23 protein-coding genes are annotated in these 25,327 nt (G+C 64.1%); 2 read left to right on the top strand and 21 right to left on the bottom strand.

Annotated elements, in window-relative coordinates; genetic code table 11:
• Positions 1–308: 308 nt before the first annotated feature.
• A complete protein-coding gene (locus Q0687_RS11760) occupies positions 309–1,259 on the bottom strand; it encodes a hemerythrin domain-containing protein (RefSeq protein ID WP_298876390.1) in 951 nt (316 codons plus the stop codon).
• Between Q0687_RS11760 and chrA the strand changes: the two genes are divergently transcribed.
• Positions 1,208–2,446 carry a chromate efflux transporter gene (chrA, locus tag Q0687_RS11755; protein WP_298876388.1) on the top strand — a complete coding sequence of 413 codons (1,239 nt, stop codon included), beginning with the start codon at positions 1,208–1,210 and terminating at the stop codon, positions 2,444–2,446. The genes Q0687_RS11760 and chrA overlap by 52 nt on opposite strands.
• A gap of 74 nt (positions 2,447–2,520) precedes the next feature.
• Here chrA and Q0687_RS11750 read toward each other — a convergent pair whose 3' ends face one another.
• The 6 genes from Q0687_RS11750 to Q0687_RS11725 form a co-directional block, all read right to left on the bottom strand.
• A complete protein-coding gene (locus Q0687_RS11750) occupies positions 2,521–3,651 on the bottom strand; it encodes a sterol desaturase family protein (RefSeq protein ID WP_298876385.1) in 1,131 nt (376 codons plus the stop codon).
• A gap of 255 nt (positions 3,652–3,906) precedes the next feature.
• Positions 3,907–4,959 carry an oligopeptide/dipeptide ABC transporter ATP-binding protein gene (locus tag Q0687_RS11745; RefSeq protein ID WP_298876383.1) on the bottom strand — a complete coding sequence of 351 codons (1,053 nt, stop codon included), beginning with the start codon at positions 4,957–4,959 and terminating at the stop codon, positions 3,907–3,909.
• A complete protein-coding gene (locus Q0687_RS11740; protein ID WP_298876380.1) occupies positions 4,952–5,932 on the bottom strand; it encodes an ABC transporter ATP-binding protein in 981 nt (326 codons plus the stop codon). Before Q0687_RS11740 ends, Q0687_RS11745 begins: the two co-directional genes overlap by 8 nt.
• Positions 5,929–6,750, bottom strand: coding sequence for an ABC transporter permease (locus tag Q0687_RS11735; protein WP_298876377.1), 822 nt, complete (start codon positions 6,748–6,750; stop codon positions 5,929–5,931). The genes Q0687_RS11740 and Q0687_RS11735 overlap by 4 nt, the downstream gene beginning before the upstream one ends.
• Complete coding sequence (locus Q0687_RS11730) at positions 6,747–7,670, bottom strand: ABC transporter permease (RefSeq protein ID WP_298876401.1); 924 nt, start codon at positions 7,668–7,670, stop codon at positions 6,747–6,749. The genes Q0687_RS11735 and Q0687_RS11730 overlap by 4 nt, the downstream gene beginning before the upstream one ends.
• 61 nt (positions 7,671–7,731) lie before the next feature.
• Positions 7,732–9,321, bottom strand: coding sequence for an ABC transporter substrate-binding protein (locus Q0687_RS11725; protein ID WP_298876375.1), 1,590 nt, complete (start codon positions 9,319–9,321; stop codon positions 7,732–7,734).
• Positions 9,322–9,597: 276 nt separating this feature from the next.
• On the opposite strand from Q0687_RS11725, the gene Q0687_RS11720 reads away from it, so the two are divergent.
• Positions 9,598–10,437, top strand: a complete 840-nt coding sequence (locus Q0687_RS11720) for a hypothetical protein (RefSeq protein ID WP_298876372.1) — start codon at positions 9,598–9,600, stop codon at positions 10,435–10,437.
• A gap of 90 nt (positions 10,438–10,527) precedes the next feature.
• On the opposite strand, the gene mtnK is transcribed toward Q0687_RS11720, so the two are convergent.
• The 14 genes from mtnK to nuoG all read right to left on the bottom strand — a co-directional run bounded on the left by mtnK (position 10,528) and on the right by nuoG (position 25,326).
• A complete protein-coding gene (mtnK, locus tag Q0687_RS11715; RefSeq protein WP_298876369.1) occupies positions 10,528–11,814 on the bottom strand; it encodes an S-methyl-5-thioribose kinase in 1,287 nt (428 codons plus the stop codon).
• 31 nt (positions 11,815–11,845) lie between these two features.
• Entirely contained in the window at positions 11,846–12,193 is a 348-nt protein-coding gene (locus Q0687_RS11710) for a hypothetical protein (protein WP_298876366.1), read from the bottom strand.
• Between the two features lie 141 nt (positions 12,194–12,334).
• Entirely contained in the window at positions 12,335–12,610 is a 276-nt protein-coding gene (locus Q0687_RS11705; RefSeq protein WP_298876363.1) for a DUF1467 family protein, read from the bottom strand.
• Between the two features lie 9 nt (positions 12,611–12,619).
• The gene (gene mce / locus Q0687_RS11700) at positions 12,620–13,024 is read right to left on the bottom strand and encodes a methylmalonyl-CoA epimerase (RefSeq protein WP_298876360.1); all 405 of its coding nucleotides are present in this window, start codon (positions 13,022–13,024) and stop codon (positions 12,620–12,622) included.
• Between the two features lie 43 nt (positions 13,025–13,067).
• On the bottom strand, positions 13,068–14,738 hold the full coding sequence (locus Q0687_RS11695) for a ribonuclease J (RefSeq protein ID WP_298876357.1): 1,671 nt from the start codon (positions 14,736–14,738) through the stop codon (positions 13,068–13,070).
• Positions 14,738–15,544, bottom strand: coding sequence for a biotin--[acetyl-CoA-carboxylase] ligase (locus Q0687_RS11690; RefSeq protein WP_298876354.1), 807 nt, complete (start codon positions 15,542–15,544; stop codon positions 14,738–14,740). Before Q0687_RS11690 ends, Q0687_RS11695 begins: the two co-directional genes overlap by 1 nt.
• Position 15,545: 1 nt before the next feature.
• Positions 15,546–16,982, bottom strand: a complete 1,437-nt coding sequence (nuoN, locus tag Q0687_RS11685; RefSeq protein WP_298876350.1) for an NADH-quinone oxidoreductase subunit NuoN — start codon at positions 16,980–16,982, stop codon at positions 15,546–15,548.
• Positions 16,983–17,004: 22 nt separating this feature from the next.
• Entirely contained in the window at positions 17,005–18,513 is a 1,509-nt protein-coding gene (locus Q0687_RS11680; protein ID WP_298876347.1) for an NADH-quinone oxidoreductase subunit M, read from the bottom strand.
• Positions 18,514–20,589 carry an NADH-quinone oxidoreductase subunit L gene (gene nuoL / locus Q0687_RS11675; RefSeq protein WP_298876344.1) on the bottom strand — a complete coding sequence of 692 codons (2,076 nt, stop codon included), beginning with the start codon at positions 20,587–20,589 and terminating at the stop codon, positions 18,514–18,516. It lies immediately after the preceding gene.
• Between the two features lie 8 nt (positions 20,590–20,597).
• Positions 20,598–20,906, bottom strand: a complete 309-nt coding sequence (nuoK, locus tag Q0687_RS11670; protein ID WP_008547737.1) for an NADH-quinone oxidoreductase subunit NuoK — start codon at positions 20,904–20,906, stop codon at positions 20,598–20,600.
• Positions 20,903–21,541 carry an NADH-quinone oxidoreductase subunit J gene (locus Q0687_RS11665; protein ID WP_298876341.1) on the bottom strand — a complete coding sequence of 213 codons (639 nt, stop codon included), beginning with the start codon at positions 21,539–21,541 and terminating at the stop codon, positions 20,903–20,905. The genes nuoK and Q0687_RS11665 overlap by 4 nt, the downstream gene beginning before the upstream one ends.
• 134 nt (positions 21,542–21,675) lie before the next feature.
• A complete protein-coding gene (gene nuoI, locus Q0687_RS11660) occupies positions 21,676–22,164 on the bottom strand; it encodes an NADH-quinone oxidoreductase subunit NuoI (protein WP_027529879.1) in 489 nt (162 codons plus the stop codon).
• 14 nt (positions 22,165–22,178) lie between these two features.
• Positions 22,179–23,246, bottom strand: a complete 1,068-nt coding sequence (gene nuoH, locus Q0687_RS11655; RefSeq protein WP_128961317.1) for an NADH-quinone oxidoreductase subunit NuoH — start codon at positions 23,244–23,246, stop codon at positions 22,179–22,181.
• Between the two features lie 4 nt (positions 23,247–23,250).
• Positions 23,251–25,326 (bottom strand): NADH-quinone oxidoreductase subunit NuoG, encoded by a 2,076-nt coding sequence (gene nuoG / locus Q0687_RS11650; RefSeq protein WP_298876331.1) that lies wholly within the window; start codon positions 25,324–25,326, stop codon positions 23,251–23,253.
• Position 25,327: the final 1 nt, after the last annotated feature.

The following is a 25,327-nucleotide window of genomic DNA, read 5'->3' as shown; positions in this document are numbered from 1 at the left end:
GAGGTGCCCAGGATGAATTTGTTCTAGCGGCCATCGCCCAGAATCTGAGGCGGTTTGCATCACTGGTTGCCCGACCGCCTCCCGCTCAGGCTCTGCGCGTCGCGTAGCGTCGAAGTTGCGTAAAATGCGTCAGAGCCAGCGCTTTTGGAGCGCGGCTCTCAAGGAAGAGACTAACACCTAAATCTGCTACAGCCGACTTTTGCAACACAATCGACCCAAAGCCGCCGGCAACGCTGGCGGCCAGCTTCACGCCACGATCGGTGGTGATCGTGCGGGTCACGCCGGCCCACAGCAACTCGGCCCCCGCGTCAGCGCGGCGTGAACTGGTTCAGGTCATGAATGCCCATCTGCTGCTCCAGCTGGGCGACGCGGGCCGCCATCTTCTCGAAGCCGTCCTCGCCGAACAGCTGGTGCTCCTTCTTCTCGAAGTCCTCGGCCATCGCATCGTACTCGTTCGAGGAGACGACGTCCTTCAGCTTCGGAAAGAGGTCCGTGTCTTCGCGGGCCGCGTGCGGCCGATACATCGTGATGAAGGATTGCATCGCGCCGACGAGCTGCTTGCGGTCGTCGGTATTGCCTCGGCCAGTCGGTGCGAGCCTCAGGATATTGTCCGTCACCTTCCGGCCTGCTTCATGCTGGCGCAGCAGGACGTCAACCAGATCGGTCATCCGGCCCGCCTTCCTGAAGCGCGGGAAAACGTGCTCCTCCTCCGATTTCTCATGGTAGTTGTTGATGAAGTCCCGGATGATCCCGGCGGATTGCGTGATCATTTCGGGATCGAAATCGTCGTTCGACGCGAACTTCCGGATACCGGCTTCGTAGAGCAATAACACCCGATCGAGCACGCCGTGCTCGCGCATCAGATCCTCAGGCGGACTGACGTCCTCGTCCTTCTTCTCCGCGCCCTTCCGCTTCCCGCCGCCGCCCTTCCGTTCAGCAAGGGCCGGCAGGGTGATGAGGGCGGGCGCGGCGACCGCCGCCAGCGCTCCGCCCAGCACGAGCAAGCGACGCTTGCTTTGCATGACGACCATGTCGGCGCTCCCGTGGATCTGTGAGCCCAATTTGTCGCGGCGCCGCGCGCGCTCAGCGCCAGGCGACGGCGCTTCAACGGATGACCGCAGACCTCGTTCCAGCGGCGAAATCCGATAGCCGACCCCGGCAATATCCTTTATCGAAACCCGATATGCGCGTACCGGAACCCGATCCCATGCCCGCGAGCAAATTCGACCGATCGACCGAGACCTCAGCCGGTCAAACATCCCTTGCCAGCTCGCCGCTGGAAGTCCTGCGCATCTTCCTAAAGCTGGGGCTGACCTGTTTCGGCGGTCCGATTGCCCATATCGGCTACTTCCGCGACGAGTTCGTGGTGCGGCGGAAATGGATCGACGAGCATGCCTACGCCGATCTGGTCGGGCTGTGCCAGTTCCTGCCCGGTCCCGCCAGCAGCCAGGTCGGCTTCTCGATCGGCCTGATGCGATCAGGCTATCCCGGCGCGCTCGCGGCCTGGACCGGCTTCACTCTGCCGTCTGCCCTGATCCTCGTCCTGTTCGCCTACGGCGCCGGCGCGCTCGGCGGACCTGTTGGCGCCGGCCTGCTGCACGGACTGAAGCTCACTGCAGTCGCCATCGTGGCGCAGGCCGTCTGGGGCATGGCGCGCAACCTCTGCCCGGATCGCGAACGTGCTTCGATCGCCGTCGTGGCCGCGCTGATCATCCTGTTCTCCACGGCGTCGATTGCCCAGATCGGTGCAATCGTCCTCGGCGCGCTCGCCGGTCTGTGGCTGTGCCGTAGCGATGCAGCGGCGCCGTCCGGACATGTGGAGATGCCGGTATCGCGCACCGTGGGGATGATGACCCTCGGGATATTCTTCGTTCTCCTGGCAGGTCTGCCCGCACTTCACGCCCTGACCGGCTCCACGGGCATCGCCCTGTTCGACGCCTTCTACCGCTCCGGCGCGCTCGTGTTCGGCGGCGGCCATGTCGTGCTCCCGCTGCTGCGGGAAGCGTTCGTCACCCCGGGCTGGCTGACCGACGACGCCTTTCTCGCCGGCTATGGGGCGGCCCAGGCCGTGCCCGGCCCGCTCTTCACCTTCGCGGCTTACCTCGGCACCGTGGTCTCACCGGAGCCGCATGGCGTGGCCGGAGCCGTGCTCGGCCTGGTCGGCATCTTCCTGCCGGGAATCCTGATCCTGCTCGGCGCGCTGCCGTTCTGGGATTCATTCCGGAAGCGTGCCGGCGCGCAGGCCATGATGCGCGGCGTCAACGCCGCGGTGGTCGGCGTGCTCGGCGCTGCGCTCTACAATCCGGTCTGGACCACCAGCGTGCATTCGCCGCGGGATTTTGGCATCGCCCTTGTCGGCTTTGTCCTGCTGGTCGCCTGGCGTGCGCCACCACTGGTCGTCGTCGCCTTCAGCGCGGCCGCGGGAGCGGCGATGGCGCTGGTTTGAGAGATCCACAAGTTTTGCGAACAGTGTGAAATCGCGCTGCGACTCTCATGCCGGCAACAGCGGAACACGCCGCTTCATGAGTCCCGATGTTCGAGGAATTCCTTCACCGGCCCGACGAAGGGGTGCACGAACTGGCCGAGCATGCCGCCGGGGATCGGCTTCACCGTACCGTATTTGACCGGCCAGCGGTCTTTGGGCAGGTGCCAGGTTCTGCCCAGCATATCGAACAGCGGCGTGTGTGCCGCGTAGTTCTTGTCGATGGCCTCGGCGTCCGACGCGTGGTGCCAGTGATGGAATTGCGGCGTGACGATCACGTATCGCAGCCAGCCGACATCCATCTTGATGTTTGAATGGATCAGCACCGATTGCACAGAGATGAAAATGAGATAGGCGAAGATCGTGTCCTGCGGGAAGCCGAGCAGGAAGATCGGCACCAGCACCAGGGCGCGCGTTGCCAATGGCTCGAAGAAATGCAGGCGCGATCCCGAGAGCCAGTCCATGTGTTCGGGCGAATGATGGATCGCATGGATTCGCCACAGCCACGGCACCTCGTGATAGGCGCGGTGGGAGACGTATTCGACTGCATCGGCCGCCAGGATCACCAGCACGAAGCGGACGATCGCCGGCAGGGCCACGACATGCGCCTGCAGCGACGGGCTGATCGCCCAGGCGAAATAGTCATGGGCAAAATGTGTCGAGACCACCAGGAAGATGCCGATCAGCAAATGGTTGACGCCGAAATAGGCGAGATCGAGCCTCCAGCCGGGGCTGAGCGGCCCTTGCTCCGGCCGCACCCGTGGGAATATCCACTCGAGCAGCACGAATGCTGCGCCGGTGAAGAAGAGATCGAGCACCAGCCAGTCGAGGCCGAGATAGACGCGCGGCTGGAGAAAATCCGGTGTCGGCACGTAGGGCCCGCCAAGCAGCGTGGCGAGGAAAAGCGCGCTGAGGCCAATCGTGGCTTGCACCCGCGGGCCGCCAAGCACGATCCCGATGACGCCGAGCCAGGCACCGACGACCATGGCGATCGCGAGGGTGAGGCGGAGCAGCTCGACGTCGTAATGGACGCGCAGCTCAGGTGTCGTCAGAAAGGCGGGGTAGCGCAGGCATAGCACCGCAGCGACGCTGAGCACGCCGATCGCGGCGCAGAGAGAACTGCCGATGCGTCCTTCGCCGATGCGCGGCCTCGAACTTTCTTGAGCCATCAACGGTCTCCCGGGAAAAATTCTGAAGCGCGTCGGCACGGGCGCGCGAGAGCTTACGCAAATTCAACGTCCAGGATACATAGTTCGCCGATAAGAGTTAAAATTGCCAGAAGTCGAAGTGCGCTTTGGGCCGTAGCAGACGAAACAGGATCGGCAATCCAGGTCCGCTAGGGGTTTATAAGCGACATCCCCCTGAACACGAAACGGCTGCTTCCGGGCCAAGGGCGGGCACCGCCCAAACCCGCTCCCTTTGGTCTAGGGATGAGCACTTTCGGTCGAGGTTGAGGCCATGCGTCCCGCAATCTCCTCGCTCCGCCAGCACCTCACCGCATGCCCGTCGGGCCGCGTCTCCAGCGCCGGCCCCGGCTCGTGGCGACACACATCCTCCGCGTAGCGGCAGCGCGGGCTGAAGGCACATCCGTTCGGCGGGTTGAGCGGATTGGGAAGATCGCCGCCTGTCGTCGCCAGCGGCGCATGGTGCAAGGGATCGGGGATCGCTGATATCAGGGCCTGCGTATAGGGATGCGCGGGCCGTTCAAAGATCTCGCGCCAGTCGCCATTCTCGACGATGCGGCCCAGATACATCACGGCGACGCGGTCGCTCATGTGCTCGACGACGCCGAGGTCGTGGCTGATCATGATGTAGGACAGACCGAGCGTGTCCTTCAATTCCAGCAGCAGATTGATGATCTGGGCGCGGATCGAGACGTCGAGCGCGGAGACGGGCTCGTCGCAGATGACGATCTTGGGGTTGAGGATCAGCGCGCGCGCAATGCCGATGCGCTGGCGCTGGCCGCCGGAGAATTCGTGGGGGTAACGGCCGGCCTGCTCGGGCCGCAGGCCGACATGCCGCAGCATGGTCGCGACGCGGTCCTCGATTTCGCTTTTTGACGCGACGCCGTGAACGCGCAGCGGATCTTCCAGCGTGCGGCGAACGGTCTGGCGCGGATTGAGCGAGGCGTAAGGATCCTGAAATACTATCTGCACGATGCGCGCGAGCGCCTTGCGATCGACTGCCGGCCTTGATGTCACCACCTGCCCGTCCAGCACGATGCGGCCGCGCGTCGGCGCCAGCAGGCCCAGGATCGACAAGGCGACTGTCGACTTGCCGGAGCCGGATTCGCCGACAAGGCCAAGGCATTCGCCCCGCTTCAGCTCGAGATCGACGCCATCGACGGCGCGGAGCACGCGCCGGTTGCCGCCCAGCAGGCCACCTCCGACAGGGAAATGAACCGCGAGATCCTCGACGCTGAGAATGAGATCGTCGTTTCCCCTCGCCTCACCCGATTTGCTTTTGGGCTCATGCATGGTGGTGGCACCGCACCAAGCCGCCGGCTTCCAGGAAATCCGCCGTCGGCACGACGCTCCGGCAAATGTCCGTCGCACTGGCGCAACGCGGATTGAACCGGCAGCCATCGGGGAAATTCGCGATCGCCGGGACGACGCCTGCAATTTCCTTGAGCCTGCTACGGCCGAGCGCAGCGCGGCTGCCGAGCCGCGGCAGCGAGTCGACCAGGCCCTTCGTATAGGGGTGCGATGGGGCGCGAAAGATATCGGTAGAGCCGCGCTCCTCGACGATGCGACCGGCATACATCACGGCGACGCGGCGGCAGACATTGGCGACCAGGCCGAGATCGTGGCTGATCATCAGGATCGCGGTGCCGCGCTCGGCGCAGAGATTGCGCATCAGCTCGATGATCTCGGCCTGCACGGTAACGTCGAGCGCGGTGGTCGGCTCGTCCGCGATGAGAAGGTCTGGACCGCAGGCAAGCGCAATGGCGATCATGACGCGCTGACGCATTCCGCCGGAGAGCTGATGCGGGTAATCGTTCACGCGCCGCTCCGGCGCGGGCACACGGACGCTTGCCAGCGCCTCGACCGCCAGCTTGTTGGCCTCGCGCCAGCTCTTGCCCTTGTGCAGCACGAACATCTCGGCAATCTGCCGGCCCACGGGCGAGACCGGATTGAGCGCGGTCATCGGCTCCTGGAAGATCATGGCGATGCGATTGCCGCGCAGGTCGCGCTGGGCCGCCGCGGACAGATGCTGGATTTCGTGCCCGTCAAATCGGATGACACCGCTGCCGATCGACAGCGGCGGCCGCAGCAGGCCGATCAGCGCGAGCGCCGTGATGCTCTTGCCGCAGCCGGACTCACCGACGAGGCCAAAGGTCTCGCCGCGATCGATGCGGAACGAAACGCCCTCGGCCGCCGCGACGCGGCTGCGACCATCGCCGATATCGATGCGCAGATCCTCGACCTCGATCAGCGGTGCGCCCGTCATGTCCGGCGGCTCCGCGACTGGGGATCGAGAATGTCGCGCAGGCCGTCGCCGAGCAGATTGAGTCCGAGCACGGTCAGGAAGATGGCGAGCCCCGGGAACACCGAAAGCCAGGGCGCCGTCGTGATCTGGTCGCGGGCGTCCGACAGCATGCTCCCCCAGCTCGGAAACGGCGGGCGGACGCCGAGGCCGATGAACGACAACGCGGCCTCGGAGAGCACGGCGCTGCCCATGCCGAGCGTGGCAATGACGACGATCGGGCCCAGCATGTTTGGCAAGAGCTGCGTCATCATGATGCGCAAATCGCCATAGCCGAGCACCGTGGCGGCCTGCACATAGCCCTGGCTCCGCAGCGACAACGCCGAAGCTCGCGCGATCCGGCAGGTAAAGGACCAGTTGGTCAATCCGAGGGCGATCAACAGGCTGGTCAGACCGGGGCCAAGCACCGACATGATGGCGAGCGCGAAGATCAGCGAGGGGATCGCGAGCATGACATTGGTTAGCGCGTTGACGACATCGTCCCACCAGCCGCCCCAATAGCCGGCACTGAGGCCCAGCGCGACGCCGATGACGCTGTTGATGAGCTGCGAGACGATGCCGACCGTCAGCGAGACCTGCGCACCGTAGACCACGCGGGAATAGATATCGCGGCCCTGGTCGTCCGTGCCGAACCACCAGGTCCAGCTCGGCGGCTCTTCCGCGTTCATGAGGTTGGCATCCATCACGGGATCGGTATGCGCCAGCCAGGGCGCAAGCACGCCGACCAGGATGGCGAGCGCGAACAAGGCGCCACCGATGATGAGATTGGCGCGGAGCTTCATGCGTATCTGATCCTGGGATCGATCACGCCGTAGAGCAAATCGATCAGCAAATTGATCGCGAGAAAGGCCAGCACGACGACCAGAATGGAGCCCTGAACCGCCGGAATATCGCGCTGCAGGACGCTGTCGACCAGCAGCGAGCCGATGCCCGGCCAGGAGAACAGTTTTTCGACCACGACCGCCTGCCCCATCAGCCCGCCGAATTGCAGGCCGACGGTGGTGAGGATGATGACGAGCGCGTTGCGCATCACGTGCCACTTCACCACCCTGACCTCGCTCATGCCCTTGGAACGCGCGGTGCGGACGAAATCCGCCGACATGATCTCGAGCACCGCGGCGCGCGTCGTCCGGGCAAACAGCGCCATCGGCGAGACGCCGAGCGTCACGGCCGGCAGCAGCAGATATTTCAGGCCGCCATCGCCATAGCCGAAACTCGGCAGCCAGCCGAGCTTCAACGCAAAGACGTACATGATCATCAATCCGAGCCAGAATTTGGCAATGGACAGGCCGGACACCGCCACGACCATTGCGAGCGTGTCAACGAGCCCGCCCGGTCGCAACGCGGCGATGAAGCCGAGCGGCACGCCGACCACGACGGAAAACGCCATCGCCGTGAAGATCAGCTGCAGCGTCGGCCATGCCCGCTTGGCGATCATGCTGGTGACGGGCTCGCGGGTTCGGAACGAGGTGCCAAAGTCACCGGTCGCTAGCTTGGCGATGTAATTGCCGAAGCGCACATAAAGGGGGTCGTCGAGACCGAGCTGCTGTTTCAGGCGCAGCTCGACCTGGGGATCGACGTCGTCGCTCATGGTCGAGGCGATGCTGCCGGGAACGACGCTGAACAGCACGAAGACCAGCATCACGACGGCGAGCACGGTCGGGATGGTCTGCAGCAGGCGGCGGATCAGGAACGAGAGCATCGGCACTTTCTTCCCTCCCTCCGTCGCTTCAATCGCGACGGAGGGAGCACGAGAAGGCGTGTCATTTCGCGGGCGAAGTCTCGTCGACCCAGAGCTCCTCGGCGTTCTGGTGGGTCAGCTCCGTCGGGTTCTGCTGGATCCCGTGGAGCCAGGGCTGCACGGCCATGACCGCCTTGTTGTAATTGAAGAACCAAACCGGCGCCTCCTCGTAGAGGAACGCATTGGCGTTCTGCAGCAATTGGGTGCGCTTGCCGACGTCGGAGGTCTGCCCTGCCTCATCGAGGATCTTGTCGAAGTCGGGGTTCCTGAAGTTCATGTAGTTGCAGGCCGGCTGCGGCGTCGACGAATGGAAGCATTTCAGCGCGGCCAGCGGATCCGGGCCGCTCTGCTGGGAATAGATGAAGGCCTGGTAGTCGCCGGTGCGAACCACCTCCGCCAGCACCGCGGTCTCGACCTGCTTGACCTTCACCTTGATACCGACCTTGTCCAGCATCGGGATGACGGCCGAGACGATCGGCAGGCCCCAGCTTTCATTCTGGCTCGTGGTCCATTCGAACTCGAAGCCGTTTGGATAGCCGGCGTCAGCGAGCAATTGCTTGGCCTTGGCGGGATCGTAGGGGTACGGCTTCATCGCCTTGTCGTAGGCGGGCGAAGTCAGCGGCAGCCAGCTGGTGGCGCGGTAGGCCTTGCCCTTGACCAGCTTGTTGATGATCAGATCGCTGTCGATCGCATAGTTGATGGCCTGCCGCACGCGCTTGTCGGCGAACGGCTTGAATGCGGGATTCATCCCCATGTAACGGGTGAAGACCTCGGCGACCTCGACAATGGTGCCCTTGAGATTGGGGTCGGCCTGATAGGCGACATATTGGGCCGGCCCGAGCACGGAGGTGTCGATCTCCTTGTTGCGGAAGGCGACGTCGCGCGCGGCAGCCTCACCCATGATCGAGACGATGAGCTTGTCGGCGTAGGGCTTGCCGGGCTTGTAGAACTTGTCCCAACGCTCCAGCACGATGCGCGAGCCCGGCACGTGCTCGACGAACTTGAACGGCCCAAGACCGATCGGATGCTGGATGAAGCTCTCCTTGCCGCCTTCGTCGGCGGGATAGATCGAGGTCAGCGCGGTGAAGAAATAGAAGCCGGGATCGACTTTCTCGGTCAGCTTCATCTCGAGGGTGAAGTCGTCGATTTTCTTCAGGCCGGAGATCTCCTTGGCCTGCCCCTTCTCGACCGCGGCCGCGCCCTCGATGATGCGAACAAAGCGCGCGCCGGGATAGGCCTTGGTGCCGTCCATGATGCGGTTGAAGGACCAGATGATGTCGTCGGCCGTCATCTTGCGGCCGTTGTGGAAATAGGCGTCATCGCGGAGCTTGAAGGTGTAGACGAGACCACCGCCGGAGACGACGACCTCCTTCGCAAGCTCGGGAACCGGTTTTCCTTCCGCCGAATCCCAGATGTAGAGCGAACGATGCAGCGCCTTGGCGTAGATCTCGTCCTGGGCGCGCTGGGTGGTGTGGATGTCGAGGCTGGTGAAACTCGAACCGTAAGGCGCGGTCATGCGGATGGTTCCGCCCTTGCGGGGGGTCTGGGCCTCTGCCGGGGCGGTGAGCGCCAGAGCCAAACCCGCGACGATTACAGTCATCCTGAACATCATGTGTCCCCCAATAACGCAGGTATTCCGATCAGGGATTTGATCATCCGTCGCCCGTCCAATGCAAGCTTCGTTTTCGTGGTGACCCATACCAGTTGGACACAGGTTGCAGGCTTCAATCATGAAAGCGGCCTGATGACGCGGTGCGTCATCGCGCGACCCGCCCCGTGAACATTTTTCGCGATCGAGGCGACCAAGCTCAGGATCGTTGTCCGAGCTGCAGGGAAAAGCGAAAAAATGATGCGCCGAGCATTAGGTATCTTGGTCGCGGCCTGCCTTATGGCTGCGACGGCTGCCTTGGCGATCCCGGTCACGCCGGATCCGGCCAAGGGCAGCGCCGCTGACGGCATCCACGTCGGCTGGTATCGCAGCACGGGCTTCGACGCGGCCGTCGACCAAACCTGGTGGGCGACCAGGAACCGTTGCGTCCCGGACTATCTGGGCGAACGGCTGATCTGCGGCGCTCTCGGAATTCTGGCGCGGGCCGCAGGCCGCACCTTCGAAGCCAAAATGTCGGATGCCGGTCTGCCGCTGCCAGCCGGCTGGGAGCTGATGACCGCGAAGAACGCGTCCTTCATCAGGTCTGCTCATGTCGAGACGCCGCTCGATCTCGCGGCCGTACTCGGCTTCTATCGCGCCGCGCTCGAACAGCGCGGCTGGACCGAGACCGATAGCGCGGTGATCGCGCCCGACAGGGCCGAGGTCGCCTTCACGACGTCAGACGGACCGGCGACGCTCCGGCTCCTCCGCCAGGACAACAAGACGATCGTGGACCTGTCGCTGCGCAAGCCTTGGCCCGTGGCGGCGGGCATCCAGCCCAATCAGGGGCAAGTGAAACTGATGCTCGGCAACGAGACGGATGATGCGGCCGATGTCACCGTCGATGAGCAAACCATCAGCCTCGCTGCGCATGCGGGCGAAAAGCTGATCTACAGCGACGATGCTGCGAGCGAAAAGTCAGACATCCCAAAGATCGCCCTGCCGCCGGGCAAGCACACGATCACGATCATGACCGAGAGCAGCGCAACCCAGAGCCGGGAGCTCGAGGTCGCCGCCAATGAGACCTGGGGCCTGCTGGTCGGCCCGGACGGCGCTCCGCTCCCGATAGGGCTGTATTGAACGCGACGCTCTCTCCCCTCGTCATTGCGAGCGCAATGACGGAGTGTGGAGCGCGCTGCTCGCTATGACGGCGCGCAAAGAAGCGCTCCGTCAGCCGGACAGCTCGGGCTGCCAGTCCCGCAGCTTTCGCGCAGCACCGGTGACGTCGGCGATGGTCCGGAACGCCGCTGCCTCCACCATCATCCCGCGCGCGAGCCTGACGGCGCGGGCTTCGCTGATCGCTCGCTTCCTGGGATCCTCGATCAGCTCGAAATCGATGTTGTGGGCGAGGCCGAAGATGCGGCGGATGGTTTTGGCCGCGGCGAAACCAACGGTGTCGGTGAACAGGCGTTGCATGTAGGCCTGCCGCTCGGCCTCGAGGCGCATCGCGCCCTTTTGGCCGGTAAACAGCGAGACCGGATAGGCATCGCCGCTGGCCTCGGAACGCCAGAGGTCGAGGAATTTTCGCGAAAACTCGTTCCAGACCTGGTCGACCGTCTCCAGCACCCAGGTCTCGAATTCGCGTCGCTCGCCCGGCGCGCGCTCATGACCGGCGGAGGCGAAATAGCCCATCAGCAGGTTGGCCAGCACGGCACCAACGTCAAACCCCATCGGACCGTAGAAGGCGAATTCCGGGTCGATCACCCGCGTCTCCGACGCTGTTGCCATGATCGAGCCGGTGTGGAGATCGCCATGCAGCAGTGCTTCAGGGCTCGCCATGAATTTCAGCTTCAGCCTGCTGATCGCGACATGCAGCTCCATGTCCTCGCGCAAGGCCGCCGCAAGGCCGTCGAGATAAGGCGCGGTCCAGCGGTTCTGCTCTGCGGTCCGGTAGGGATCGGTGAAGATCAGATCCTCCGTGATCTTGCACAGCGCATGATTGCCGGCGAAGGCAGCAATGGCTTCCTTCTTTTCGGCAGCGGTGAGCGCCAGATCGGAGGTGAAGAACAGCGTCCGCGCCATGAAGGTGGTGATGTCGTCGACGAAACGCGGGTAACGCGTGCCAGCGACCAGACCCTTGCGCATGATGATGTGCGGCTCGAGCAGCTCCATCACGGTGAGCGCGAGCGTTTCGTTGTGGTGCAGCAAGGCCGGCACAAGTCCGGGCGCCAGGGCGGCCTGCCGGGACAAAGCGAGATATTCGTAATGCGCCCGCGACAGCGGCAGCGGCCAGCTCTCGCCGACGAGGCGGACGTAAGGCAGCGCCTGCTTCACGGCGATGCCGCCGCTTGCCCCCTTCACGATGAAGACAAGATTGAGATTGCCGTCGCCGACCTCGGTGATCGCCCAGGAAGCCGGCTCGCCGCCGAGCAGCGCCTTGAGGTCAGGCAGACCCGCGAGATAATCCCGCAGGGCTGCTTCCTGAAGAATCCTGTAATCCCCCTGCCCGTGCGCCATGACAATCCAATCCGATGAATGGGCCGGATCGTTACTCCCGCTCCAGGAAGCTCGAGCCGATCTCGGCCTTTCTTTTGATGGGATCGTAATCACAATAAACGTTGTCCGCTACCAGCGTGTAGCTGGCACTGACGGTGTATTTATCGAGCTTGACCGAGTTCAGGCCGATCACCGAGGTGCTCTTTCCGCCGTTCCATTTGAATGGAGTCGAGCTCTTGGCCTGCTCGCAGGCCATCACGGCGTCATTGAAGACGTAGCCCTCGACGAACGCTTTGAGCGTTCGCACCTGCACAGCCATCTTCCATTCGAAATAACCGATGGCCCCGAGACCGGCGACAACAAGCACCAGAAGCGCGACGATAATCCTCTGAAAAGTCATTCATCCCCCAATATACGAACTATCTCCGCCGTCATTGCGAGCGCAGCGAAGCAATCCAGAGTCTTGCCGCGGCGGGATTCTGGATTGCTTCGCTGCGCTCGCAATGACGAGCTTGGTTGACATCCCTGGTCCCTTACTCTCCTAAAACGGCATTCCCATCAATCTCGAGAGACGGTCGAGCGAGAGATAGCCGGCGTGATAGGCGGCAACGCCGAGACCATAGATGATCGCAGAGATGATCGTGGTCCAGATCAGCTTGCGCTTCATGCCGGTCAGAACGGGTGCGCCGGGGTCGGTGCCGGGCGCGCCGCCGCCGTCCTCGTGCTGGCTGCGCACGCCGAACGGCAGCGTCAAAAACAGCGCGATCCACCAGATGACAAAGTAGATCGCGAGCGCGGTTGAAATCTGGGCGGCCATGATCTGGACTTATGCCTGCTCGATTTCGACCAGCGCGCCGGAAAAATCCTTCGGGTGCAGGAACAGCACCGGCTTGCCGTGGGCGCCGAACTTCGGCACGCCGTCGCCGAGCACGCGCGCGCCCTCCTTCACCAGCGTGTCGCGCGAGGCGATGATGTCGACGACCTCGTAACAGACGTGGTGGATGCCGCCATCGGGATTGCGCTCAACGAATTTTGCGATCGGGGACGCTTCGCCGAGCGGCTCGATGAACTCTATCTTGGTGTTGGGAAGCGTCGCGAACACCGTGATGACGCCATGCTCGGGCAGCGGCACGGCCTCGGAGATCTGGGCACCGAACGCCGTCCCGTAGATCCTCGCGGCCTTGACGGCATCCTTGGTCGCGATCGCGACGTGATTGAGGCGACCCAGCATGTTTGTTCTCCCTCAGGGCATGATCCGAAAGACCACGCCCAACCTACACTGTCAGGACGTGAACCAGACAGGGGGGCTTTTTGCCCCAATGTTCATTGATGACGGCCCGGACAGCGCGCCGTACCGATTCCGCCAGCGCGTCCGGATCCCTGCGGCGCGCCTTTGGCAGGCCTTCGACTGTGGACATCACGGCATCGAAGACGATGTCGTCGAACAGCTCGCCCGCCCTGTTCTTCTCGGGGATGCCGACCAGATCGACCTCGGGCTCGTCGGCCAGCTCGCCCTGCGCGGTCATGGCGATGGCGACGAAGGCGCAGCCGGAGAACGCCATGCGGCGGCGCTCGACCACCGCGCGGGATTTTGCGTCTTCCAGGATGGTGCCGTCCTTGTAGAGCCGACCCGACGGCACCTCGCCGACTACGCCGGGATCGCCGGGGCCGAGCTTGACGAGGTCGCCGTTGCGGATGACCAGCACGCGCGGCACGCCGGCCGCGCGCGCGAGTTTTGCGTGCTCGTTCAGGTGCAGGGCTTCGCCATGGACCGGGATCAGCAGCTGCGGCTTCACCCAGGAAATCAGATCGCGCAATTCGTCGCGGCGGGGATGGCCCGACACGTGAACCAGAGCGTCGCGGTCGGTAATGATCTCGACGCCCTGGAGCACGAGATTGTTGACGATCGAGCTGACCGCCTTCTCGTTGCCTGGAATGGTGCGCGAGGAGAAGATCACGCTGTCGCCGCGGTTGAGCGTGATCTCGGGATGATCGTCATTGGCGATGCGGGCGAGCGCAGCGCGCGGTTCGCCCTGGCTGCCGGTGCACAGCGCCAGCACCTTGTCCTGCGGCAGATGGCCGTAGACCTCGGGCGAGCGGAAATTCTGCACGCCGTCGAGATAGCCGGTCTCGCGCGCGACCTGCACCACGCGCTCCATGGCGCGGCCGACCACCACGACCTCGCGGTCCGCCGCCTTTGCCGCGTCAGCCACGGCCTTGATGCGCGCCACGTTGGAGGCGAACGTCGTGACCGCCACACGGCCTTTCGCTGATTTGACGAGATCGATGATCGTGCGGGCGACTTCGGCCTCGGACGGCGAACGACCGTCGCGCACCGCGTTGGTGGAATCGCCGATCAAAGCGAGCACGCCCTCCTCGCCGAGCTCGCGCAGCCGCTTCTCGTCGGTCGGACGTCCCAGCGTCGGGGTCGGGTCGATCTTCCAGTCGCCGGTGTGCAGCACCACGCCGGCGTCGGTGTGGATCGCCAGCGCATGCGCTTCCGGAATCGAATGTGCGACCGGGATGAACTCGATGTTGAATGGGCCGACATCGATGCGACCGCCTGACGGAACCACCGTAACCGGGATGACGGGCGCATTGCGCTCGGCGGCGCATTTGGCCTCGAACAGCGCCGCGCTGAACTGCGTCGCGTAGATCGGGCATTTCAGCTTCGGCCAGAGGTCGATGATGGCGCCGAAATGATCCTCATGGGCATGGGTCAGCACCAGGCCCATCAGGTTCTTGCGTTCCTTCTCCAGGAAGGAGATGTCCGGCATGATCAGATCGATGCCGGGCAGATGCTCCTCGTCGCCGAAGGAGACGCCGAGATCGACCGCGAGCCAGGCGCGTTGGTGGCGGTTGCCAAGGCCGTAGATCGACAGGTTCATGCCGATCTCGCCGACACCGCCGAGGGGCGCAAACACCAGTTCGTCAGGCCTCGCCATCACGCAGCTCCCACCGAACGGACCGGGCCGAAGAAGACCTCGCCGGCCGCGATCGGCACGCGGCGGCCCTCGGAGGTGCGGACGATCAGGCAGCCGGTCTCGTCGATCGTATCGAAAATGCCTTCAATCACCATGATTCCCGTGTGGATCGCGATCGGCTCGCCAAGTCGGGCCGCCCGCTCCAGCCACAGCTTACGGATTTCGGCAAAGCCGCGGCCATTGTCCCAAATGCCACGGAATTCGACCCAGGCGTCCGAGAGGGCCGAGAACAGCTCCTCCGCGCTGATCTGGACGCCGAGGGCGGCCAGCGACACGGCCGGTGTCGGCGTGCCCTCCGGCGCCGCCACGATGTTGGTGCCGATGCCCACGACGATGGCGAGGCGATCGCCGACGGCTTCGGCCTCAAGGCCAATGCCGACCAGCTTCTTGCCGTTGGCCAGGACGTCGTTCGGCCATTTCAGGGCGTAGCGCGGCCTCCCCTCGCCGAGCCGCAGCACGGCCTCGAGGCTGACCTTCTCGAGGGCAGCCTCCTCGGCGAGCCCGGCCGCAAAGCCGATCGTGGCCGCAACCGCCGGGGCGATGTCGAGGACTTCGAGGACGCTGGCGGCCAGATTGCCCTTGGGTGCGATCCAGGGACGCTGGCGGCGGCCGCGGCCGGCCGTCTGCTCTGAGGTGACGAACCAGATCGGGCCGCGCTCGCCTGCGCGGGCGGCTTCGATGGCGTCAGCATTGGTCGAGCCGGTCCGTTCAAGGGCGGCGAGCTTGTAGCCTGCGGCCAATGCGCGAGGACCGAGCGCGAATCCCATCCTAGAACAGCGATTTGGCTGCGGCGGAGGCGACGCTCACCACCGGGCCCGCGAACAGCGCGAAAAGGATGTTGAACAGGCCCGCAACCGCCAGCACCGACTTGACCTCGAACCGGACAGGATCGACCTGACCGGCCGGCTCGTCGAAATACATCGTCTTGACGATGGTCAGATAGTAGTAGGCGCCCACCACACTGGAGAGCACGCCGATCACGGCGAGCGTGAACAAATTCGCCTTGATGGCGGCGACGAAGACGTACCATTTGGCGAAGAAGCCGGCGAGCGGCGGAATGCCCGCGAGCGAGAACAGCAGCATCGCGAACATGAAGGCGAGCAGCGGATTGGTGCGGGAGAGACCTGCGAAATCGCTGATCTGCTCGACGGCCTGACCGTTGCGCTTCATGGCGAGGATGATCGAGAACGAGCCGAGCGTCATCGCGACATAGATCACGATGTACATCAAGACGCCCTGCGCGCCCTCGACCGTGCCGGAGGCAAGGCCGACCAGGGCAAAGCCCATGTGGCCGATCGAGGAATACGCCATCAGGCGCTTGATGTTGCTCTGGCCGATCGCGGCGAACGAGCCGAGCACCATCGAGGCGATCGCCACGAACACCAGGATCTGCTGCCACTGCGAGACGATGCCGGGGAATGCAGTCAGCGTGACTCGGGTGAAGACGGCGAGCGCTGCGACCTTCGGCGCCGAGGCGAAGAACGCGGTCACCGGGGTCGGTGCGCCCTCGTACACGTCCGGCGTCCACATGTGGAAGGGCACGGCCGAGACCTTGAAGCAAAGGCCGGCGAGCAGGAACACCAGGCCAAACACCAGGCCGACATTCGCAGCGGTCGCGGCCGTTGCGATGCCGGCGAAGCTGACCGTACCGGTGAAGCCGTAAACCAGCGAGGCGCCGTACAGCAGCATGCCTGACGACAGCGCGCCCAGCACGAAATACTTCAGCCCGGCTTCGGTCGACTTGGCATTGTCGCGGTTTGAGGCCGCCACGACATAGAGCGCGAGCGACATCAATTCGAGGCCGAGATAGAGCGAGATCAAATCGCCGGCCGAGATCAGCACCATCATGCCGAGCGTCGAAAGCAGCACCAGGATCGCATATTCGAAGATGCGCCGCGAGGCGTCCGCCAGGAACTCGGTCGACAGGATCAGCGTCACCGTCGAGCCGATCAGCGCCAGGATCTTCATGAAGCGGGCGAAGTCATCGACGATGAAGCTGCCGCCGAAGGTCACCTGCTTGCCCGCGGGCACCATGTATTCGAGCACGCCGACCACGATCAGCAGCAGCACGGCGAGCGTCGTGACCGTGCCGGTGGTCCCCTGCCCGCGATAAGCGCCGAGCATCAGAAGCGCCATGGCGCCGATTGCGAGCACGAGCTCGGGCAGCACCGGCGCCAGTTGATAACCTGCAGTCGTAATGCTCATGGCGATATCCTGACCTGCCCGATCACTGGAGCAGTGCGGCGGCCTTCACGGCCGTCACAGCGGTGTTGTAATTATTGACGAGTTGCTGGACCGACGCGGCCGACATGTCGAGCACCGGCTTCGGATAGACGCCGAACAGGATCGTCAGCGCGATCATCGGGAACAGGATCACGCATTCACGCAAGGTGAGATCCTTCATGCTCGTCAGCGTCGGCTTGACCAGCGCACCGAACACGACCTTGCGGTAGAGCCACAGCGCGTAGGCGGCCGAAAGGATCACGCCTGTCGTGGCAAAGAACGCGGTCGGGATCGAGACCTTGAAGGTGCCAAGCAGGGTCATGAACTCGCCGACGAAGCCTGACGTGCCGGGCAGACCGACATTGGCCATGGTGAAGACCATGAAGGTCAGCGCGTAGAGCGGCATCCGGTTGACGAGGCCGCCATAGGCCGCGATCTCGCGGGTGTGCAGGCGGTCGTAGACGACACCGACGCAGAGGAACAGCGCGCCGGAGACGATGCCGTGCGAGATCATCTGGAACATGCCGCCGGCGACACCCTGCATGGTGCCGGCGAAGATGCCCATGGTGACGAAGCCCATGTGCGCGACCGAGGAGTACGCGATCAGCTTCTTCATGTCCTCCTGCATCAAGGCCACCAGCGAGGTGTAGATGATGGCGATCGCGGACATGGTGAAGATCAGCGGCGCGAAGTCATGCGAAGCCAGCGGGAACATCGGCAGCGAGAAGCGCAGGAAGCCGTAGCCGCCCATCTTCAGGAGGATCGCGGCGAGCACCACGGAGCCCGCGGTCGGCGCCTCGACGTGCGCATCGGGAAGCCAGGTGTGCACCGGCCACATCGGCATCTTCACCGCGAAGGAGGCGAAGAAGGCGAGCCAGGCCCAGGTCTGCAACGACCGCGGCACGGCGGTGTGCATCAGGGTCGGGATGTCGGTGGTGCCGCCGTTCCAGTACAGCGCCATGATGGCGAGCAGCATCAAGACCGAGCCGAGCAGCGTGTAGAGGAAGAACTTGAACGACGCATAGACCCGGCGCGGACCGCCCCAGACGCCGATGATCAGGAACATCGGGATCAGGCCGCCTTCGAAGAACAGATAGAACAGCACGAGATCGAGCGCCGAGAAGGTGCCGATCATCAGCGTTTCCAGGATCAGGAACGCCATCATGTATTCGCGGACGCGGTTCGTGATCGCCTTCCAGCTCGCGATGATGCAGAACGGCATGATTGCGGTGGTCAGGATCACCAGCGGCAGCGAGATGCCGTCGACGCCCATGTGGTAGGTGATGCCGGTGGCGAGCCAGGCCGACTTTTCCACGAACTGGAAGTCGGCATTGCCGGGATCGAAACGCATGACCAGGATCACCGACACCGCGAAGGTGATCAGCGTGGTCCACAGCGCGATCCAGCGCGAATTGCGCTTGCTCGCCTCGTCATCACCGCGGCTCAGGTAAACGATCAGCGCGCCGACCAGCGGCAGGAACGTCGTGACCGAAAGGATGGGCCAGGTTGTCATTTACTGGCCTCCAAAGCCGAACATGAACCAGGTGATCAGGCCGGCGGCGCCGATCAGCATGGCGAATGCGTAGTGATAGAGATAGCCGGTCTGGATCTTCACGACGTTGCGGGTGACATCCAGCACGCGGGCCGAAATGCCGTCGGGGCCGAAGCCGTCGATGATGAAGCCGTCGCCCTTCTTCCAGAGCTGGTAGCCGATCCACTTCGCCGGACGGACGAAGATGAGGTCGTAGAGCTCGTCGAAGTACCATTTGTTGAGCAGGAACTTGTAGAGCATCGGCTGCGTGTTCGCGAGCTCGACCGGGAGGTAGGGCTTGCGGATGTAGAAGGTGTAGGACACCAGGAACCCACCGACCATCATCACGAAGGGCAGCCAGCCGAGCAGATGCGGCATGTGCTCCATATCCTCGAGGATGTGCGGGTTCATCTTCACGGAGTCGCGGAAGAACTCCTCCACGCCGTGCGGTCCGGTGAACAGCTCCTTGAACGGGAAGCCGGCAAGAACCGAGCCGACGGCCAGCACGCCGATCGGGATCAGCATCCAGATCGGGCTCTCATGCGCGGCCTCGTAATGCTCCTGGTCGTGCGGTTCGCCGAAGAAGGTCTTGAACACCAGACGCCAGGAATAGAACGAGGTCAGGCCGGCGGCCACGATCGTCAGCAGGTAGGCATAGGTCGAGAACGGATTATGCGAGGCATAGGCCGCTTCGATGATCGCGTCCTTGGAGAAGTAGCCGGCGAACAGCGGGAAGCCGGTCAGCGCCAGCGTGCCGACGGTCATTACCGCGAACGTATACGGGATCTTCTTCCAGAGGCCGCCCATGTTGCGGATGTCCTGCTCGTGGTGCATCGCGTAGATCACCGAGCCGGAGCCCAAGAACAGCAGCGCCTTGAAGAAGGCGTGCGTGAACAGATGGAACATGCCGACCGAATAGGCCCCTGCTCCCATCGCCACGAACATGTAACCAAGCTGCGAACAGGTCGAATAGGCGACGATGCGCTTGATGTCGTTCTGGACGAGACCGATGGTCGCGGCGAAGAACGCCGTGGTGGCGCCGAAGAACATCACGACGGCCTGGGCATTCGGGGCGAGTTCGAACAATGGCGACAGGCGCGCCACCATGAACACGCCCGCGGTGACCATGGTCGCGGCGTGGATCAGCGCCGACACGGGCGTCGGGCCTTCCATCGCGTCCGGCAACCAGGTGTGCAGCAGGAACTGCGCCGACTTGCCCATCGCGCCCATGAACAGCAGCAGGCAGGTCAGCGTCAGCGCATCGGCATGCCAGCCGAGGAAGTCGATGGTCTTGCCGGTGAGGCCGGGCGCGGCATGGAAGATGGTCTCGAAATCGGTCGAGCTCGTCAGCATGAAGATCGCGAAGATGCCGAGCGCGAAGCCAAAATCGCCGACGCGGTTGACCACGAAGGCCTTGATCGCGGCGGCGTTCGCCGACGGCTTCTGGTACCAGAAGCCGATCAGGAGATAGCTCGCCAGACCCACGCCTTCCCAGCCGAAGAACATCTGCACGAGGTTGTCGGCCGTCACCAGCATCAGCATGGCGAAGGTGAAGAGCGAGAGATAACCGAAGAAGCGCGGCCGGTTCGGATCCTCGTCCATGTAGCCGATGGAATAGAGGTGCACGAGCGAGGACACGGTCGTGACCACCACCAGCATCACGGCGGTGAGCGTGTCGACGCGCAAGCTCCACCAGACCTCGAGCTCGCCGGAGAAGATCCAAGGCAAGAGCTGATACCGGGCGTCGTGGCCGTTGAAGCCGACATCGACCAGCGTCATCCAGGACAGCGCGGCCGAGACGAACAGCAGTGCCGTGGTGATCAGCTCGGCGCCGCGCGAGCCCGCGGCCGCCGGTTCGACCGGGCCGTGGTCGTCGTGGGCGTGATCGTCGTGCCCATGATCGTCATGAGCCGCGGATGCATGCGCATCGCCATGGCCGTGATCGCCGTGATGCTCGACCTCGTCGCCCGAGGGATTGCGGCCATGTGCGCCGACGAGCGCGATCAGGCCGGCCAGAATGGCGCCCAGCAGCGGCAGGAAAACGATTGCCTGAACCATTTGAGAGCTCAGCCCTTCATCAGATTGACGTCCTCAACCGCGATCGAGCCGCGGTTGCGGAAATAGACCACCAGGATGGCGAGACCGATCGCGGCTTCGGCAGCCGCAACGGTCAGGACCAGCAGCGCGAAGACCTGACCGACGATGTCGCCGAGGAAGGTCGAGAATGCCACCAGGTTGATGTTGACCGAGAGCAGGATCAGCTCGATCGACATCAGGATGACGATGATGTTCTTGCGGTTCAGGAAGATGCCGAGGATCCCGAGCGTGAACAGGATCGCGCCGACCGCCAGATAGTGTCCGAGCCCGATCGTCATTTCACCCACTCCGACGCATCGGCGTCCGAGAGCCCCTGCCCCGGTGCCACCTTGCGCATCGCCATCGCCATGTCGGGCGTACGTGCGTTCTGAACGTTGATGTCCTGCCGCTTCACGCTCGCCTTGTGGCGCAGCGTCAGCACGATGGCGCCGATCATGGCGACCAGCAGCACCATGCCAGCGAGCTGGAAGTAGTGGATGTACTTCGTATAGAGCACGAGTCCGAGCGCCTCGGTGTTCGAGACGTTGGTCGGGATCGGTGCCGTGATGGTCTTGCTCACGGTCGGGTTGATGACCCAGGCGCCGACGGTCAGGAGCAGCTCGAACAGAAAGATGCCGCCGATCACCACGCCGACCGGCAGGTACTGGATGAAGCCTTCGCGCAGCTCGAGGAAGTCGACGTCGAGCATCATGATCACGAACAGGAACAGCACCGCGACCGCGCCGACATAGACGACGATCAGCATCATGCCGAGGAATTCGGCGCCCATCAGCACGAACAGGCCCGATGCGTTGACGAAGGCCAGGATCAGGTACAGCACGGAGTGTACGGGATTGCGCGAGACAATCACCATCACGGCCGAGGCGACGCAGACGGCGGCGAAGAGATAGAAGAACAGCGCGGGAAGGATCATCGAGAAACTCCCGTCATTCCGGGGCGCGCGCCAGCGCGAACCCGGAATCCAGAGATTGTAGCGCGAGATTCCGGGTTCGCGCTTCGCGCGCCCCGGAATGACGAAAGGATGGCGGGAAGGATCATGCCCTCACCTCACCGGTACGGCGCGTCGAGCTCGATCGCTTTCGCGATCTCGCGTTCCCAGCGATCGCCGTTGGCGAGCAGCTTGGCCTTGTCATAGAACAGTTCCTCGCGGGTCTCGGTCGCGAACTCGAAGTTCGGACCTTCGACGATGGCGTCGACCGGACAGGCCTCCTGGCAGAGGCCGCAATAGATGCACTTCACCATGTCGATGTCGTAGCGCACGGTGCGGCGGGTGCCGTCGTTGCGGCGCGGGCCGGCCTCGATGGTGATGGCCTGAGCCGGGCAGATCGCCTCGCACAGCTTGCAGGCGATGCAGCGCTCTTCGCCGTTCGGATAGCGGCGCAGCGCATGCTCACCGCGGAAGCGCGGCGAGATCGGGCCCTTCTCGAACGGATAGTTCAGCGTCGGCTTCGGCTGGAAGAAATAGCGCATGGCGAGGAAGAACGCCGAGACGAATTCCGACAGCAGGAGCGAGCGTGCAGTGGCGTTGATGTTGATACCCATGACGGCCCTCACTTCGGCGCGATGCCGGCGAACTGCAGCACGCCGGCCACCACGACCACCATCGCCAGCGACAGCGGCAGGAAGACCTTCCAGCCGAGGCGCATCAGTTGGTCGTAGCGGTAGCGCGGCACGATCGCCTTTGCCATCGCGAACAGGAAGAACATGAAGAACAGTTTCAGCGAGAACCAGATGATCCCCGGCACCCAGTTGAAGGGCGGCAGGTCCACCGGCGGCAACCAGCCTCCGAGGAACAGGATGGTCGCCATCGCGCACATCGTGACGATCGCGACGTACTCGCCAAGCATAAACAAGAGGTAAGGCGTCGAGCCGTATTCGACCATGAAGCCGGCGACCAGCTCGGATTCCGCTTCGACCAGGTCGAACGGCGGACGGTTGGTTTCCGCCAGCGCCGAGACGTAGAACACCACGAACATCGGGAACAGCGGCCAGACGTACCAATTCAGGATCGTGAGCTGCGGCAGCCCGATCAGGCTGGCCAGGCCGCGGACATGCTGGGCCTCAACCACGGCCGACAGGTTCAGCGTGCCCGCGCAGAGCAGCACCGTGATGATGACGAAGCCGATCGAGACTTCGTAGGACACCATCTGCGCCGCCGAACGCAGCGCCGCAAGGAACGGGTATTTCGAGTTCGACGACCAGCCGGCCATGATGATGCCGTAGATCGACAGCGACGAGATCGCGAAGATGAAGAGGATGCCGACATTGATGTCGGAGATCACCCAGCCGAGATTGGTCGGGATCACCGCCCAGGCCGCGAGCGCAAGCACGCAGGAGACCAGGGGCGCGAGCAGGAACACGCCCTTGTTGGCGCCGGCCGGAATGATCGGCTCCTTCAGCACGAACTTCAGCAGATCGGCGAAGGACTGGAACAAGCCCCACGGCCCGACCACGTTCGGGCCGCGGCGGATCTGCACCGCCGCCCAGATCTTGCGGTCGGCGAGCAGAATATAGGCGATCGCCACCAGCAGGACGACGAGCACCAGCACGCTCTCCGCGATCATGATGATCAGCGGCCAGAGGAAGCCGGTCCAGAATGCGCTTTCGAAGAATTCCATCGGCTCACTCCGCTGCGGTCAGCATCTGCCCGGAGGCAAGCCGCGAGCATTCCGCCATCACGGCGGACGCACGCGCGATTGGGTTGGTCAAATAGAAGTCCTCGACGACGGCCTTGAACGGTGCCTTCTCCGGTGAGCCGCCCTTCCCCGCCAGTTTCTTGATCTGGTCGGCGGAGCCGGCCTCGATCTGGTCGAGGCGGATCAGATGCGGCACGGCCTTGAAGATCGCCTGGCGCAACGCGGCAAGCGAGTCATAGCCGAGCTTCTTGCCGAGCGCTTCGGAGAGCGCACGGATGATCGCCCAGTCCTCGCGGGCTTCGCCCGGCGGGAACGCGGCGCGACCGGTCATCTGCACGCGGCCTTCGGTATTGACGTAGATCGCGGATTTCTCGGTATAGGCGGCCGCCGGCAGGATCACGTCGGCACGATGCGCGCCGCGGTCACCATGGGTGCCGATGTAGACGACGAAGGTGCCGTCCGGCGCCTTGATCTCGTCGGCGCCGAGCAGGAACAGCAGGTCCAGCGTGCCGAAGGTCGTCATCTGCGCAGCGTTCAGCCCGCCCTGACCGGCGACGAAGCCGATGTCGAGTGCGCCGACGCGCGAAGCGGTCTCGTGCAGCACGCCGAAGCCGTTCCAGCCGTCCTTCACCGCGCCGACGTCGAGCGCGAGCTTGGCGGCGGCGGCGAGAATGGCAGCGCCGTCGTGGCGCGAGGCCGCGCCCGCGCCGACCAGGATGATCGGGCTCTTGGCGTTCTTCAGCACGTCCATGAAGGAATGCTTGCCGGCAGCGAGCTCACCGAGCGTCTCGGTGCCTGCGCCGAGATGATCGTAGTCGTAAGTGAGATCGGCCTTGGCGCCGATCACACCGACCTTGAAGCCGCCGGCGCGCCAGCGCTTGCGGATGCGGGCGTTGAACACCGCCGCCTCTTTCCGCGGATTGGCGCCGACGATGAGCAGCGCATCGGCCTGCTCGACACCAGCCAGCGTCGGATTGAAGATGTAGGAGCCGCGGCCGAGCGCGGGATCGAAGGCGTCGCCGCCCTGCACCGCCAGATTGGCCGAGCCGAATTTCGCCAGCAGATCCTTGATCGCGAACATCTCTTCGACGCCGGAAAGGTCGCCCGCGATCGCGCCGATGCGCTTGCCGTCGGTGCGGGCCGCCTTGGCCGCGATCGCAGCAAAGGCTTCGTGCCAGCTCGCCGCGCGCAGCTTGCCGGCTTCACGGATATAGGGCCGGTCGAGGCGCTGGGTGCGCAGGCCGTCGACGATGTGGCGGGTCTTGTCGGAGATCCACTCCTCGTTCACGGCCTCGTTGATGCGCGGCAGCACGCGCATCACTTCGCGGCCGCGGGTGTCGACGCGAATGGCCGAGCCGACGCCGTCCATGACGTCGATCGACTGGGTCTTGCCGAGCTCCCACGGACGCGCCGCGAATGCATAAGGCTTCGAGGTCAGCGCGCCGACCGGGCAGATGTCGACGAGGTTGCCCTGCAGTTCCGAGGTCAGCGCGTGCTGGAGATAGGTCGTGATCTCCATGTCTTCGCCGCGACCGGTCGCACCCATCTCGGGCGCACCGGCGACTTCCGCCGAGAAGCGGACGCAGCGCGTGCACTGGATGCAGCGGTTCATCGAGGTCTTGACAAGCGCGCCGAGATATTTGTCCTCGACCGCGCGCTTGTTCTCGGCGAAGCGGCTGGTGTCGACACCATAGCCCATCGCCTGGTCCTGCAGATCGCACTCGCCGCCCTGGTCGCAGATCGGGCAGTCCAGCGGATGGTTGATCAGAAGGAATTCCATCACGCCTTCGCGTGCCTTCTTCACCATCGGCGAACGCGTCGAAATCTCCGGCGGCTCGCCTTTCGGGCCGGGACGGCAATCGCGCACGCCCCAGGCGCAGGATGCGACCGGCTTGGGGCCGCCCTTCACCTCGACGAGGCACATCCGGCAATTGCCGGCGATCGACAGGCGCTCGTGATAGCAGAAGCGCGGAATCTCGGCACCGGCCGCCTCGCACGCCTGAAGCAGCGTGTACTCGGCGGGGACATCGATCTCTTTGCCGTCGATGATGAGCTTGGTCATT

It is taken from the genome of uncultured Bradyrhizobium sp. (assembly GCF_936928535.1).
Lineage (GTDB): Bacteria > Pseudomonadota > Alphaproteobacteria > Rhizobiales > Xanthobacteraceae > Bradyrhizobium.
Note: the sequence above shows the minus strand (reverse complement) of the source record. Positions and strands in the feature narration are given on the sequence as shown.